At 73.0% G+C, this 14,388-nt stretch carries 14 protein-coding genes and 3 riboswitches; of the genes, 9 read left to right on the top strand and 5 right to left on the bottom strand.

From position 1 onward, the window contains the following. From ispG to B086_RS39925, 5 genes are all read left to right on the top strand, one after another. Positions 1 to 900: flavodoxin-dependent (E)-4-hydroxy-3-methylbut-2-enyl-diphosphate synthase (ispG, locus tag B086_RS0112820; protein WP_026252361.1), on the top strand; the 900-nt coding region annotated here is incomplete at its 5' end. A 30-nt stretch (positions 901 to 930) separates the two neighbouring features. Next, positions 931 to 2,916 carry a 1-deoxy-D-xylulose-5-phosphate synthase gene (dxs, locus tag B086_RS0112815; protein ID WP_018566812.1) on the top strand — a complete coding sequence of 662 codons (1,986 nt, stop codon included), beginning with the start codon at positions 931 to 933 and terminating at the stop codon, positions 2,914 to 2,916. After that, positions 2,913 to 4,295, top strand: coding sequence for an aspartate aminotransferase family protein (locus tag B086_RS0112810; RefSeq protein ID WP_018566811.1), 1,383 nt, complete (start codon positions 2,913 to 2,915; stop codon positions 4,293 to 4,295). The genes dxs and B086_RS0112810 overlap by 4 nt, the downstream gene beginning before the upstream one ends. An 86-nt stretch (positions 4,296 to 4,381) precedes the next feature. Further along, a complete protein-coding gene (locus B086_RS0112805) occupies positions 4,382 to 5,005 on the top strand; it encodes a helix-turn-helix domain-containing protein (protein WP_018566810.1) in 624 nt (207 codons plus the stop codon). Next, positions 5,002 to 5,121, top strand: coding sequence for a DUF6126 family protein (locus tag B086_RS39925; RefSeq protein WP_018566809.1), 120 nt, complete (start codon positions 5,002 to 5,004; stop codon positions 5,119 to 5,121). Before B086_RS0112805 ends, B086_RS39925 begins: the two co-directional genes overlap by 4 nt. Before the next feature lie 30 nt (positions 5,122 to 5,151). On the opposite strand, the gene B086_RS0112795 is transcribed toward B086_RS39925, so the two are convergent. Beyond that, on the bottom strand, positions 5,152 to 5,949 hold the full coding sequence (locus tag B086_RS0112795) for a tyrosine-protein phosphatase (RefSeq protein ID WP_018566808.1): 798 nt from the start codon (positions 5,947 to 5,949) through the stop codon (positions 5,152 to 5,154). Between the two features lie 249 nt (positions 5,950 to 6,198). Here B086_RS0112795 and B086_RS0112790 point away from each other — a divergent pair, with 249 nt between their 5' ends. Next, positions 6,199 to 6,984 (top strand): SGNH/GDSL hydrolase family protein, encoded by a 786-nt coding sequence (locus tag B086_RS0112790; protein ID WP_018566807.1) that lies wholly within the window; start codon positions 6,199 to 6,201, stop codon positions 6,982 to 6,984. An 83-nt stretch (positions 6,985 to 7,067) separates the two neighbouring features. On the opposite strand, the gene B086_RS0112785 is transcribed toward B086_RS0112790, so the two are convergent. Next, positions 7,068 to 7,688: a TetR/AcrR family transcriptional regulator gene (locus B086_RS0112785; RefSeq protein ID WP_199790745.1), complete on the bottom strand. Its 621-nt coding sequence runs from the start codon at positions 7,686 to 7,688 to the stop codon at positions 7,068 to 7,070. Between the two features lie 137 nt (positions 7,689 to 7,825). Between B086_RS0112785 and B086_RS0112780 the strand changes: the two genes are divergently transcribed. Beyond that, the gene (locus B086_RS0112780) at positions 7,826 to 9,052 is read left to right on the top strand and encodes an MBL fold metallo-hydrolase (protein ID WP_018566805.1); all 1,227 of its coding nucleotides are present in this window, start codon (positions 7,826 to 7,828) and stop codon (positions 9,050 to 9,052) included. Between the two features lie 72 nt (positions 9,053 to 9,124). Here the strand turns inward: B086_RS0112780 and B086_RS0112775 are convergent, their stop codons facing one another. Continuing rightward, positions 9,125 to 10,354, bottom strand: coding sequence for an erythromycin esterase family protein (locus B086_RS0112775; protein ID WP_026252360.1), 1,230 nt, complete (start codon positions 10,352 to 10,354; stop codon positions 9,125 to 9,127). A gap of 80 nt (positions 10,355 to 10,434) precedes the next feature. On the opposite strand from B086_RS0112775, the gene B086_RS0112770 reads away from it, so the two are divergent. Next, positions 10,435 to 11,235, top strand: coding sequence for a TioE family transcriptional regulator (locus B086_RS0112770; protein WP_018566803.1), 801 nt, complete (start codon positions 10,435 to 10,437; stop codon positions 11,233 to 11,235). Between the two features lie 161 nt (positions 11,236 to 11,396). Here B086_RS0112770 and B086_RS0112765 read toward each other — a convergent pair whose 3' ends face one another. After that, positions 11,397 to 11,603 (bottom strand): DUF2180 family protein, encoded by a 207-nt coding sequence (locus tag B086_RS0112765; RefSeq protein WP_018566802.1) that lies wholly within the window; start codon positions 11,601 to 11,603, stop codon positions 11,397 to 11,399. Between the two features lie 161 nt (positions 11,604 to 11,764). After that, a riboswitch (Fluoride riboswitch) is annotated at positions 11,765 to 11,845 on the bottom strand. Between the two features lie 68 nt (positions 11,846 to 11,913). Continuing rightward, positions 11,914 to 12,405 carry an inorganic diphosphatase gene (locus tag B086_RS0112760; RefSeq protein WP_018566801.1) on the bottom strand — a complete coding sequence of 164 codons (492 nt, stop codon included), beginning with the start codon at positions 12,403 to 12,405 and terminating at the stop codon, positions 11,914 to 11,916. 25 nt (positions 12,406 to 12,430) lie between these two features. Beyond that, positions 12,431 to 12,497: riboswitch (Fluoride riboswitch) on the bottom strand. Positions 12,498 to 12,609: 112 nt separating this feature from the next. Then, positions 12,610 to 12,673, top strand: a riboswitch (Fluoride riboswitch). A 40-nt stretch (positions 12,674 to 12,713) separates the two neighbouring features. Here B086_RS0112760 and ettA point away from each other — a divergent pair. Continuing rightward, positions 12,714 to 14,381 carry an energy-dependent translational throttle protein EttA gene (ettA, locus tag B086_RS0112755; RefSeq protein WP_018566800.1) on the top strand — a complete coding sequence of 556 codons (1,668 nt, stop codon included), beginning with the start codon at positions 12,714 to 12,716 and terminating at the stop codon, positions 14,379 to 14,381. The last annotated feature ends 7 nt before the right edge of the window (positions 14,382 to 14,388 follow it).

Below are 14,388 nucleotides of genomic sequence, written 5' to 3'. Positions count from 1 at the left end.
CCGGTGATCGCGGACATTCATTTCCAGCCGAAGTATGTGTTCGCCGCGATCGAGGCGGGGTGTGCGGCGGTGCGGGTGAATCCGGGGAACATCAAGAAGTTCGACGATCAGGTGCGGGAGATCGCGCGGGCGGCGAAGGATCATGGGACNCCGNTCCGGATCGGGGTGAACGCGGGGTCGCTGGACCGGCGGTTGTTGCAGAAGTACGGGAAGGCGACGCCGGAGGCGCTGGTGGAGTCGGCGCTGTGGGAGGCGTCGCTGTTCGAGGAGCATGGTTTCCGGGACATCAAGATCTCGGTGAAGCACAATGATCCGGTCGTGATGATCGAGGCGTACCGGCAGCTGGCGCAGCAGTGTGACTATCCGNTGCANCTNGGNGTGACGGAGGCGGGTCCGGCGTTCCAGGGGACGGTCAAGTCGGCGGTGGCGTTCGGTGCGCTGTTGTCGCAGGGGATCGGGGACACGATCCGGGTGTCGTTGTCGGCGCCTCCGGTGGAGGAGGTGAAGGTGGGTATCCAGATCCTGGAGTCGTTGAATCTGAGGCAGCGGGGTCTGGAGATCGTGTCGTGTCCGTCGTGCGGGCGGGCGCAGGTGGATGTGTACAAGCTGGCGGAGGAGGTCACGGCGGGTCTGACGGGTATGGAGGTGCCGTTGCGGGTCGCGGTGATGGGCTGTGTCGTCAATGGTCCGGGGGAGGCGCGTGAGGCTGATCTGGGTGTGGCGTCGGGCAATGGGAAGGGGCAGATCTTCGTGAAGGGTGAGGTCATCAAGACGGTGCCCGAGTCGAAGATCGTGGAGACCCTGATCGAGGAGGCCATGAAGCTGGCCGAGCAGATGGAGGCGGACGGCGTGGCCTCCGGCGAACCCGCCACCGGAACACCCACGGTGACGGTGAGTTGACGTACGGCACGGACCGAGAGGGGGCCCAGCGTGACCATTCTGGAGACGATCCGGGGACCACGCGACCTGAAGGCGCTGTCCGAGGCGGAACTCGGCGAACTGTCCGGTGAGATACGCGACTTCCTGGTGCACGCGGTCGCCAGGACCGGCGGTCACCTCGGGCCCAACCTGGGGGTGGTGGAACTCACCGTCGCTCTGCACCGGGTCTTCGAGTCGCCGGCCGACCGGATCCTGTGGGACACCGGCCACCAGAGCTATGTGCACAAGCTGCTGACGGGACGTCAGGACTTCTCCAAGCTGCGCGGCAAGGGCGGCCTGTCCGGCTACCCCTCCCGCGAGGAGTCCGAGCACGACATCATCGAGAACAGCCACGCCTCGACCGCGCTCGGCTGGGCCGACGGCCTCGCCAAAGCCCGGGACGTGCAAGGGGAGAAGGGGCATGTCGTCGCCGTCATCGGGGACGGCGCGCTCACCGGCGGCATGGCCTGGGAGGCGCTGAACAACATCGCCGCCGCCCGCGACCGGCCCCTGATCATCGTCGTCAACGACAACGAGCGCTCCTACGCGCCCACCATCGGCGGCCTCGCCAACCACCTGGCCACCCTGCGCACCACCGACGGCTACGAGAAGTTCCTCGCCTGGGGCAAGGAGCTGCTCCAGCGCACCCCCGTCGTCGGCGGCACCCTCTACGAGTCGCTGCACGGCGCGAAGAAGGGCTTCAAGGACGCCTTCGCGCCGCAGGGCATGTTCGAGGACCTGGGCCTGAAGTACCTCGGCCCGATCGACGGCCACGACGTGCGCGCCCTGGAGTCGGCGCTGCGCCGCGCCAAGCGCTTCGGCGGCCCGGTGCTCGTGCACTGCCTCACCGAGAAGGGCCGCGGCTACGAACCCGCCCTGGCCGACCAGGCGGACCACTTCCACACGGTCGGCGCGATGGACCCGCTCACCTGCGCGCCCCTCGCCCCGTCCGGCGGTCCTTCCTGGACCTCGGTGTTCGGCGAGGAGATCGTCCGGATCGGCGAGGAGCGCGCGGACGTCGTGGCCGTCACGGCGGCCATGCTGCACCCGGTGGGCCTCGGCGCGTTCGCCGAGCGGTTCCCGGACCGGGTCTGGGACGTCGGCATCGCCGAGCAGCACGCGGCGGTCTCCGCCGCGGGCCTGGCCACCGGCGGACTGCACCCGGTCGTCGCCGTCTACGCCACCTTCCTCAACCGCGCCTTCGACCAGGTGCTGATGGACGTGGCCCTGCACCGGTGCGGGGTCACCTTCGTCCTGGACAGGGCCGGGGTCACCGGCACCGACGGCGCCTCCCACAACGGCATGTGGGACATGTCGATCCTCCAGGTCGTGCCCGGCCTCAGGATCGCCGCGCCGCGCGACGCCGGGCAGTTGCGCGCCCAGTTGCGCGAGGCCGTCGCGGTGGACGACGCGCCGACACTGGTGCGCTTCCCCAAGGAGTCCGTGGGCCCGGACATCCCGGCGGTCGACCGGGTGGGCGGCATGGACGTCCTGCACCGGGCGGAGCGGCCCGAGGTGCTGCTGGTGGCCGTCGGCGTGATGGCGCCGGTGTGTCTCCAGGCCGCCGGGCTGCTCCAGGCGCGCGGCATCGGCTGCACGGTCGTGGATCCCCGCTGGGTCAAACCCGTCGACCCGGCGCTGCCGGAGCTGGCCGCCGCGCACCGGCTGGTCGCCGTGGTCGAGGACAACAGCCGCGCCGCCGGGGTCGGCTCCGCGGTGGCCCTGGCCCTGGGCGACGCCGAAGTGGACGTACCGGTGCGGCGGTTCGGTGTCCCGGAGCAGTTCCTCGCACACGCCAAACGCGGTGAGGTGCTGGCCGACATCGGGCTGACCCCGGTGGAGATCGCCGGCCGGATCGGCGCGAGCCTGGCCGCCCGGGACGGCGGCGGGGCCCGGCCGGAGCGGACCGGGACCGTCCCCGCGCAGCAACCCGCCGCGGCCGACGAGGCCGCCGGTCCGGCCGGGGCCGTCATGGCAGTCAAGGAGAAAACCGAATGACCACGGAGTTCGACCTCGGCGCCCTGCTGGCCGAGCGCGGCGCCGAGCGCTACGAGCTGCACAGCAAGCACCTGAACCACCAGCTGCCGCGCATGCTGCACACCATCGGTTTCGACAAGGTCTACGAACGGGCCGAGGGCGCCCACTTCTGGGACGCCGACGGCAACGACTACCTGGACATGCTCGCCGGGTTCGGCGTGATGGGCCTGGGCCGGCACCATCCGGTCGTCCGCAAGGCCCTGCACGACGTGCTGGACGCCCACCTCGCCGACCTCACCCGCTTCGACTGCCAGCCGCTGCCCGGACTGCTGGCGGAGCGGCTGCTCGCCCACAGCCCGCACCTGGACCGGGTGTTCTTCGGCAACAGCGGCACCGAGGCGGTCGAGACCGCGCTCAAGTTCGCCCGCCGCGCCACCGGCAGACAGCGCATCCTCTACTGCGAGCACTCCTTCCACGGCCTGACCACCGGCTCGCTCTCCGTGAACGGCGAGGAGGGCTTCCGCGACGGCTTCGCCCCGCTGCTGCCCGACACCGCCGTCCCGCTCGGCGACCTCGACGCGCTCGCCCGCGAACTGAAGAAGGGCGACGTGGCCGCCCTGATCGTGGAGCCCGTCCAGGGCAAGGGCGTGCACGAGACCCCGCCGGGCTATCTGCGGGCCGCGCAGGAGCTGCTGCACCGGCACAAGGCCCTGCTCATCGCCGACGAGGTGCAGACCGGCCTCGGCCGCACCGGCGACTTCTACGCCTACCAGCACGAGGCCGGTGTCGAACCGGACCTGGTCTGCGTGGCCAAGGCCCTCTCCGGTGGCTATGTGCCGGTGAGCGCGACCCTCGGCAAGGACTGGATCTTCAAGAAGGTCTACTCCTCGATCGACCGGGTGCTGGTGCACTCGGCGAGCTTCGGCTCCAACGCGCAGGCCATGGCGGCGGCCCTCGCGGTGCTGTCGGTCATGGAGAACGAGCAGACCGTCGCTCATGTGCGGACCGTGGGCGACCTGCTGAAGTCCCGGCTGGCGGCGCTCACCGACAAGTACGAGCTGCTCGCCGACGTCCGCGGCCGGGGCCTGATGATCGGCATCGAGTTCGGCAGGCCGAAGTCGCTGAAGCTGCGCGGACGCTGGACCATGCTCCAGGCGGCCCGCAAGGGCCTGTTCGCGCAGATGGTGGTCGTCCCGCTGCTCCAGCGCCACCGGATCCTCACCCAGGTCTCCGGCGACCATCTGGAGGTGATCAAGCTGATCCCGCCGCTGGTGATCGACGAGGCGGACGTGGACCGGTTCGTGGACGCCTTCACCGCGGTGATGGACGACGCGCACGGCGGCGGACTGATGTGGGACTTCGGGAAGACGCTGGTCAAGCAGGCGGTGGCCAACCGGTAGCCGTCACGGCGCCCTGCCCGCGAGCCCAGTTTTGCCCCTGAGGCAAGAAATTTGCCCCAGGGGCAATCCTGCGGCTGAATGGAGGCATGAGCACCCCCGAGTCCGGGCCACCGGAGGGGCAGGCCGAGACCCTGCCCGCCGTGGCGCCCCAACTGCGCGCGCTGCGCCGCCGGGCCTCCCTCACCCTGGAGGTCGCCGCCCGCGCCGCCGGGCTGTCGCCCGCCCATCTCTCCCGGCTGGAGACCGGGCAGCGCCAGCCCTCGCTGCCGATGCTCCTGTCGCTCGCCCGCGTCTACGGTACGACCGTCTCCGAACTGCTCGGCGAGAGCGCCGCCGACCGGGACGCCGTCGTGCGCTCCGGGGACATGGAGCCCACCCCCGCCGGTGGCTGGACCTACTGGCAGGCGGGCTCTCCCGGGCGCGGCATGCAGGCCCTGCGGGTCCGTGTGCCGCACGGCTCCCAGGGCGACATCGTACGCGTGCACCCCGGCGAGGAGTGGCTGTACGTCCTCAAGGGCCGGCTGCGGCTGCGCCTGGGCGACAGCACCCACCTGCTCGCCCCCGGCGACAGCGCGCACTTCGACTCGCTGACCCCGCACCGCATCGCGGCCGAGGACCCCGACGGGCTCGACCTGCTCTTCGTCCACACCCTGCTGCAAAGTCCCACGGCCGCGCTGTGCCTGGGCCCCCACACCGGAGAGATGCCATGAGCGACATGGAGGAGAAGTTCCCGCGTGCCCTGTGGGTCCGGCTGATCATCTACATCGCCGTCGGACACCTCTTCGCCGCGTTCATCTGGCTGCTCTTCGAGATCGGCGCCAAGTGAGGCGGGCGCCGCACGCGGCGGGCTCGGGGCTCAGTCCAGCAGGCGCTCGCGCAGCCGCTCCCTGACCGGCGGCGCGAGCCTGAGTCCCCGCTCCAGATAGGCGTCGACCCCGCCCCAGGTCTCCTCGGCGGTCTCCAGGGCCGCGGTCAGATACTCCGCCCGCGCGTCGAACAGCGGGCTCAGCAGCTCCATCACCTCGGGGGAGCGGGCCGCGGGCGAGGTGCCGCTGCGGCGCACCTTGTAGCGGCGGTGCAGGGCGTTGGACTCCAGGTAGTCCGCGACGATCGCGTCCCGCTCCACGCCCAGCGCGAGCAGGGTCACGGCGATCGAGAGACCGGCGCGGTCCTTGCCCGCCGCGCAGTGCATCAGGGCCGGGACGCTGTCCTCGGCGAGTGCGTGCAGCACCTGGGAGTGCTCGGCGGTGCGCTCCGTGACCATGGTGCGGTAGGAGGCGATCATCCGGTCCGCGCCCTTGCCGCCGTCCAGGATCGCGCGCAACTGGTCCAGGTCGCCGTCGCGGACCATCTTCCAGAACTCGGTGCCGTCGGCGGGGTCGCTCAGCGGCAGGTTGACATTGCGCACCCCGGGCAGCGCGACGTCCGGCCCTTCGAGCTTCTGGTCGGCCGCGTTGCGGAAGTCGAAGACGGTGTGCAGGCCCAGCGAGGCGAGGAAGGCGGTGTCCTGCTCGGTGGCGTGCGCCAGGTGGCCGCTGCGGAACAGCACCCCGTGCCGCACCCGCCGCCCGTCCACGGTCGGCAGCCCGCCCACGTCGCGGAAGTTGCGGACTCCGGTCAGCTCCGGCTCGGTCGACGGCACCTGCTGCGTCACGGGGGCTCCTCCCTGTCCGCCCCGCCTTCACGGCTCGTCGGCGGGCGCGGTCCCGACGATACGACATGCCCTCCCGGGGCGGCAGAGCCGCGTACCGCCTGGTGCGGGCGGGTGTATTCCCGGCTCGGCGATGATGTCGAAGTGGCCTTTCTCACCGACCGTCAACCCCTGCCTACGGTCGCGTAAGTCACATCGGAAGGTGAATCATGGGCCGACGTGGCAGACGATTCGAAGAGTGACAGCAGATCAGTGATCGGGTCGTACGTGGCGGTGGGGGACAGCTTCACCGAGGGCGTCGGAGACCCCGGACCCGACGGAGCGTTCGTCGGCTGGGCCGACCGGCTCGCCGTGCTGCTCGCCGACCGGCGACCCGAGGGCGACTTCCGGTACACCAACCTCGCCGTGCGCGGAAAACTGCTCGACCAGATCGTGGCGGACCAGGTGCCGCGGGCGGCCTCACACGCCCCCGACCTGATCTCCTTCTGCGCGGGCGGCAACGACATCATCCGGCCCGGCACCGACCCGGACGACGTGGCCGAACGGTTCGAGAAGGCGGTCGCCCGGCTCACCGGGGCGGCCGGCACCGTCCTGGTCACCACCGGCTTCGACACCCGCGGCGTACCCCTGCTCAAACACCTGCGCGGCAAGATCGCCACGTACAACGGGCATGTGCGCGCCGTCGCCGACCGCTACGGCTGCCCCGTGCTCGACCTGTGGTCGCTCAGGACCGTCCAGGACCGGCGGGCCTGGGACCACGACCGGCTGCACCTCTCGCCCGAGGGGCATACCCGCGTCGCGCTGCGCGCCGGACAGGTCCTCGGCGTCGACGTACCGGCCGACCCGGACCAGCCCTGGCCCCCGCTGCCGCCGCGCGGCACGCTGGAGGTCCGCCGCGACGACGTCCACTGGGCCCGCGAGTACCTGGTCCCGTGGATCGGCCGCCGTCTGCGGGGCGAGTCCTCGGGGGACGCCGTGACGGCCAAGGGGACGCTGTCCCCGGACGACATCAGGACGCGGATCGCGTCGGTGGCCTGAGGCAGGCCGACCGGGACCCGCCGCGCGCGGGCCCCGGCCACCGGCCCCCGCACCACCGGAGCCCGGCAGGGCATCGGGCGCGCTCACCGGGCCGCGGCGGTCAACGCCTCCCGGTCCAGGCCCAGTTCGCGGGCCAGGGCGTCGTCGACCCACTCCAGTGCCCGGGTGCGGGACAGCGTGCCCCCGTAGCAGGTCAGCTGTACGGCGAGACCGTCCAGATAGGCCGTCAGCCGCAGGGCCGTACCGGCCGGGTCGGGGCAGTGGAACTCGCCCGCCGCCACCCCCTCGGCCACGACCGCCGTGAGCGATGCCTTCCAGCGCCGGTCCAGGTCCCGGGTGACCTCCCGCAGCGCGGGTTCGCGCACCGCGGCGGCCCAGCCCTCGATCCACAGCCGCCAGCCCTTGGCGCTGCCCGTCGGCGCGTACCAGCGCACCGCCGCCCGCAGCCTGCGCACCGCCGTCGTACGCCGTCCGAGCAGCGCGCGCAGCCGCGCCAGGTCGTCCTCGGCGGCGCGGGCGAACGCGGCGGCCACCAGGTTCTCCTTGGTCGAGAAGTGGTAGAGCACCAGCGCGTTGCTCACCCCGAGGACCGCGGCGACGTCGGCGATCCGCACCGCCGCCACACCCCGCGCCTCGATCTGCCCGATGGCGGCCCGCAGCAACTCCTCGCGCCGCTCCGCCACGCTCAACCGCACTCTCGCCACGCGAGTCACCCTAATGGGTCTTGCCTCTCAGACAAGATCTGTGCCAGGCACCCGCCGGGGACGGCGCGGGGCGGCCCGGGAACGGCGCGGCGGCCCCCTCATAATGGACCACCTGAGCGACCCCACCTGGAGGTAACGTGGCCGGCTTCCGTCCCTCGATTCCCGGGCTGAGCGCCCTGCGGCCCGAGGCCTTCGGCGTGGACCCCGGCGGTGCGCGCATGGCGCGGATCCGCCGCTCCCCGCACTTCAAGGACGGCGTCTTCCAGAACCCGGGAGGCCCGGCGAGCATCCGGCCCTCGGGCTCGATGCTCGACTTCGCCAAGCACTACTTCGACAAGGACGAGCGGGTCCGGCGCTCGCCCCGGGGCAATATCCCGGTGCACGCCACCACCTTCGCCGACCTGGCCCGTCCCGCGGCCAGCGGTCTGCGCCTGACCTGGCTGGGGCACTCCAGTGTGCTCGTGGAGATCGACGGGCACCGGGTGCTCTTCGACCCGGTGTGGGGCGAGCGCTGCTCGCCGTTCCCCTTCGCGGGCCCCCGCAGGCTGCACCCGGTGCCCCTGCCGCTGGCCGCGCTCGGCCCGGTCGACGTGGTGGTCATCTCCCACGACCACTACGACCACCTGGACCTGCCCACCATCAAGGCACTGGCCGCCACGGACACCCTCTTCGCGGTGCCGCTCGGCGTCGGCGCCCACCTCGAACACTGGGGTGTCTCCGCCGACCGGCTGCGCGAACTGGACTGGCACGAGGCCACCAAGGTCGGCGGACTGACCCTGACCGCCACCCCCGCCCGGCACTTCTGCGGCCGCGGCCTGCGCAACACCCAGCACACCCTGTGGGCCTCCTGGGTCGTCGCCGGTGACGAGCACCGCGTCTACCACAGCGGCGACACCGGCTACTTCGACGGTTTCCGGGACATCGGCGCCGACCACGGCCCCTTCGACGCCACGATGATCCAGCTCGGCGCGTACTCCGACTTCTGGCCCGAGGACCAGCCGGACGCCGGGCCGCTGCCGGGCGCCTGGCCGGACATCCACATGAACCCCACCCAGGGCGTGCAGAGCCACCTCGACCTGCAACAGGGCCGGGCCGAGGGCGTCATGCTGCCCATCCACTGGGGGACGTTCAACCTCGCCCTGCACCCCTGGTCGGAACCGGCGGAGTGGGCGCTGGCCGCGGCGGACGCGGTCGGCCAGGCTCTGGCCCTGCCCGTCCCGGGCCGCCCCTTCGAACCGGCCGGTGAGCTGCCCGCGCTCCCGTGGTGGCGCGACGTGTCCCGGTCCGCCCGCGCCCGCAGGTGGCCGGCGCCCGAACTGGGCCTGAAGGCCGCCCGCGGCCTCGACCTGCTGGCCGAGGACTGAACGAGGACTGCCGAGGACTGCCGAGGACCGAACCACCCGCCGCGCCCGCGCGGCCTCCTCCGCGCCCTGCTGTCAGGTGTGCGCCCGTCCGGCCTCCGGGACGTCCTTCACGAACACGATCCCGTCGGTCCGGGCCAGGTGCGCCGGGTCGAGCGGGGCGTAGCCGTGGTACGGCGACTGCCGGGGGACGGGCGGGGTGCCGCCCGCGAGGGCGTCCGCCAGGCCGCGCGCGTCGACGACACGGGGCCCGTCGGCTCCCGGGAGGGCGTACAGGATCCCTTCGAGGGTGTCCGGCGGCGGGACGTCCACACCCCGGTGGCGGAGCGTGCCGAGGGCGGTGGCCAGGAACGCGTACCGCTCGCCCAGGCGGGCGCCCACCAGCGCGCCCGCGCTCCACCACCGCACCGGCCGGCCGTCCATGTGTATGGTGCTCAGCTCCCGCTGGAGGTGGCCGTTGTGGGCGTGGACCAGCACCGGGCCGCGTTCGGCGAGGGCCAGCAGGTTGGCCGCCATCATCCGGTCCCGCAGGGCCACCAGCCAGGTCATCCGGTCCGGTGAGGTGTCGGCCGTCCGGGAGTGGTAGCGCAGCAGCCCGGTGGCGGTACGCCCGTACAGGCGCGCCCGTTCCAGCTCCGGTGGCGCGGCCGCCTCCATGAGCAGCGGTGTCTGGGTGTCGAGCAGCGTCACCAGGTCGTCGGCGATCAGCCGGAGCCGCGCGGCCTCGGCCGAGCGCCCCACCGACCGGGCCGGGTCCCGCATCGCGGCCGGTTCGCTCCAGCGGCCGTCGGCGCCGAGCAGCCGGTCCAGCTCCGGCGCGGCGCACGGAAGCAGACCGGCGTCCACCCGGGCGGCGAGAAAGGCGTGCAGCGCGGTCAGGGCGTGCCGGGGGCTCTCGGCGCCGGTCATCTCCAGCGGGCCGTCGATCCCGGCGAAGCGCACCCGCTCGGACAGCGGTCGCCCCTCGTTGAACTCCCGCATCCAGCGCACCAGTTCGCGGTTGGGCGCCGACACGTTGAACCACTCGTGACTGAAGCCGCGCTCCATCACCTCGTCCAGGGAGCCCCTGCCCCAGGTGACGTAGTCGTCCACGGCCAGGCCCCGCAGGCAGTCGCTCTCGATCGCGACGGTGCGGTACCCCTCCTCCTCGACGAGCTGCCGGAACAGCGCGTCGCGCGGTGCGAGGAGCGCGTCCTCGCCGTGGGTGGGCTCGCCCAGGGCGAGGATCCGGGGCCGGGACGGGAGCAGCCGCAGCACGGCGGCGGCGTCCACGGCATGGGCGGTGTTCCTGATACCGGTAGCCATGCCTTCAACGCTATCGTTGAACCCTCGGTGGAAACTTTTCCCGACCGCCCTCTTCAAAAGCCCCGGAAAACGGCAGGATCATGGCGTCCGACCCTCAAAGCAGCCCGCGAAGCAGCCTGCGGCTCAGGCCGGTCGACCTGGCCCGAGCGCACGGGCTGTCCACTCAGGCGGTCAGGAACTACGAGGCGGCCGGCATCCTCCCGGCCGCCGCCCGCACCGAGCACGGCTACCGCACCTACACCCCGCTGCACGCGCGCGCCCTGCGCACCTTCCTCGCCCTGGTGCCCGGCCACGGCCACCGCACGGCGGCCGCGGTGATGCGGGCGGTCGGGGAGGGCGCGGTGGAGGAGGCACTGCGCCTGATCGACGAGAGCCACGCCCAGCTCCTGGAGGACCGGCGGACCCTCCAGGCGGTCGAACAGGCCCTCCGGGGCCTCACATCACCTGCCGCGCCCGGTCCCGGCCCGGTGCCCCGGTCCGGACCGGTGCCCGCCTCCGTCCCGCGGGCCGGGGACTCCGGTCCGCGGGCCGGGACCTCGGGCGGCTTCATCGGCCCGCTGGCCGGGCAGCTCGGCATCCGGCCCGCGACCCTGCGCAAGTGGGAGCGCGCCGGACTGGTCCGCCCGCGCCGCGATCCGCGCACCGGCTACCGGGTGTACGACGAGGCCGCCGTGCGCGACGCCCGGCTGGTGCACCAGCTCAGACGCGGCGGCCATCCGCTGGAGCAGATCGCGCCGTTGATCGAACGGGTCCGCGCGGCGGGCGGCCCCGAACCGCTGGAGGCCACCCTGTGCGACTGGCGGGACCGGCTCAGCGAACGCGGGCGCGCGCTGCTGGCCGGGGCCGCCGAACTGGACGCGTATCTGCGCGAGCGCGGCTGACGGACGGACCGCACGAGGATGAAGTGAGGATGGGGTGAGGGGTGCGCCGGTCAGGACACGGCGCACCCCTCACCGGTGCCCTTCTCGCGACCGGGGCGCGCGGGTGTGCGCCTCGGAGGGACCCGCGCTGAAGGGCGGTCGGGGCAGGTGCCGGGAACCGGTCACCCGCTGCGCTCCGCGGCGAGGCAGGTGCGGCACACCATCCGCCGCGCGGCACGCGGCTTGGTGGCCAGACCGGCCCCGGTCAGGTCGTGCAGCGTCTGCGGAGTGGGCCGCCCGTGGCCGCGGCAGATGCCCGCGCCGCACGTACGGCAGACGGCGACGGCGACCGTCGTGACGTCGAGTTCCTGACAGTCGAAGCAGATCATCGCACCGCTCCGTCCCGGCCGGGGCCGGACGGACGCGCCGCACCCGGCAGGTGCCCCGGACGCGGGCGGCGCTCCGGGAGGCGCGGGGGAGTGGGTCCGTGAACGTGCACGGACGGCGGCGAAACGTCCACGTGCGTACCTCCCGAGGGCATGCGTCCTGACGTCGGTCAGGAACCATCAGCCCGGAGGAGGGCGGTTCGGGCCGGAGAACGGCCCAGGCGGGATCCATCGCCGAGTCCGAGTGAACCGGTCCGGGCGGCGCCGGTCAAGGCCGCCGCCGCCATCGGTGTCCCGGTCCCGCCGGGCGGCCCTATTCCAGACAGCCTGTGAGACGGGCGTACGCCTGCCGGGCCTCCGTCACGAACTCCTCGGCGGCCGGGGGGCCTTCGCACTCCTCGACCCGCCAGTGGTGCGCCGGGTCGAGCCGGTGCAGCACGGTGGCGAGGGTGCCCTCGTCCGCGTGCCAGGCACGCAGCGCCCGTACGCCGGTGAGGGCCGCGAAGTTGGCGTCGTGCGCCGGTACGCACACCAGCTCCGGGCACGGACGGCCGTCCCTGAGCGCGTGCACCAGCGCGACCGGCCGGGCCCGCACGGTCCGGCCCGGCAGCGCCGGTTCCTCCATCAGCAGCAGGACGGCGGTCGGCTCGCCGTCCTCGGTGAGGGTGTCGTCGATCCGGCCGGCGCCGACCGGGTAGCCGGTCACGCGGGTCGAGCCCGCGGCGGCCACATCGTGTCCGTCCGATCCGTCGTGCGGTGCGAACGGCGATCCGACCGTCGCCGCCACCATGACCATGATCTCCATCGCAGGCTCCTCCCGTGGTACGGCGGTCCACGCAGAGGCCATCAGCACGGCGGTCCGTGCGGTCACGGGCGAGCCCCATCGCCCCGGCACGTTCATTCTCCCCGGCCCGGCCGCCGGATATGCCTGCCATGTCCACCTGACGTCCGTCGCCACCGGGTGCGGGCGGCTCGGGCTGGCGCGCGGGCGCCCGCTGTGGGCACCATGGACGGAGACGGCGATGAGGCTCGCCCTTGACCGCACACCCCGTGCTGATGGCCTCTGTGAACGACGGCCGCCTCCCCGGCGGCCCGGTTACGGAGGCATCGCGGATGTACGCGTACACGATGCGCAACGTGCGGATGGCCCACGGCGACAAGGTCGTCCTGGACGACGTCACCCTCTCGTTCCGGCCCGGCGCCAAGATCGGTGTGGTCGGCCCCAACGGCATGGGCAAGTCCACCCTCCTGCGGATCATGGCGGGACTCGAACAGCCCGCGCGCGGGCAGGCGGCCCCGGCCCCGGACACCCGCGTCGGCATCCTGGAGCAGGAGCCCCGGCTCGACGACACGGCCACCGTCCGGGACAACGTCGAGGAGGGCGTCGCGGGCGTCCGGGACATGCTGCGCCGCTACGAGGAGGTCACCGCGCGCCTCGGCCGGGCCGAAGGACCGGAGGCACAGGACCTCCTGGACGAACTCGGCGCGCTCCAGGAGGCCCTGGACCACGCGGGCGCCTGGGACCTCGACTCCCGGCTGGAGCAGGCCATGGACGCCCTGCGCTGCCCGCCGTCCGGCACCCCGGTCCGCGGACTGTCGGGCGGTGAGCGCCGCCGGGTCGCGCTGTGCCGGCTGCTGCTGTCCCAGCCGGACCTGCTGCTCCTGGACGAGCCGACCAACCACCTGGACGCCGAGTCCGTGGCCTGGCTGGAACAGCACCTGGCCGACTACCCGGGCACGGTCGTCGCGGTCACCCACGACCGGTACTTCCTGGACAACGTCGCCCGCTGGATCCTGGAGATCGACCGCGGCCGCATCCACCCCTACGAGGGGAACTACTCCACCTACCTGGAGACCAAGGCCGCCCGCCTCCAGGTGGAGGGCCGCAAGGACGCCAAGCGGCAGAAGCGGCTCGCCGAGGAACTGGCCTGGGTGCGCGCGGGCGCCAAGGGCCGGCAGGCCGCCTCCAAGGCACGCGTGCAGCGCTACGAGGAACTGGCGAGCGAGGCCGCGCGCCGCCGCGAACCGGACTTCGAGGAGATCCGGATCCCGCCGGGCCCGCGCCTGGGCAGCCTCGTCCTGGAGGCCGACCACCTCACCAAGGGCCACGGCGACCGGCTGCTGATGGAGGACCTGTCCTTCTCGCTGCCGCGCGGCGGCCTCGTCGGCGTGATCGGCCCCAACGGCGTCGGCAAGACGACGCTCTTCAGGATGGTCGTCGGCGAGGAGCGGCCCGACAGCGGCACCCTGCGCCTGGGCGACACGGTCCGCATCTCCTACGCCGACCAGGACCGCGCCGGGCTCGACCCGGCCGCCAGCGTGTGGGAGGCGGTCTCCGGCGGCCAGGAGCACCTGCGCGTCGGCGGTGTGGAACTGCCCTCGCGCGCCTATGTCGCCACCTTCGGCTTCAAGGGCGCCGACCAGCAGAAGCCCGTCGGCCTGATGTCCGGCGGCGAGCGCAACCGGCTCAACCTGGCGCTCACCCTCAAGCAGGGCGGCAACCTGCTGCTGCTGGACGAGCCGACCAACGACCTCGACGTGGAGACCCTGGCCTCGCTGGAGCACGCGCTGCTCGCCTTCCCCGGCTGCGCCGTGATCACCGCGCACGACCGGTGGTTCCTGGACCGCGTCGCCACCCATGTGCTCGCCTGGGAGGGCGGCGCCCACTGGTTCTGGTTCGAGGGCAACTTCGCCGACTACGAGGCCAACAAGCGGCAGCGGCTGGGCGAGGAGGCCGCCCGCCCGCACCCGGTCACCCACCGGCGGCTGGTCCGCGGCTGACGCCCGA

Origin of the sequence: Streptomyces sp. PsTaAH-124, from assembly GCF_000373685.1 — a bacterium.
Lineage (GTDB): Bacteria > Actinomycetota > Actinomycetes > Streptomycetales > Streptomycetaceae > Streptomyces > Streptomyces andamanensis.
The sequence above is the reverse complement of the archived record's forward strand: the minus strand, read 5'-3'. Positions and strand labels throughout refer to the sequence as shown.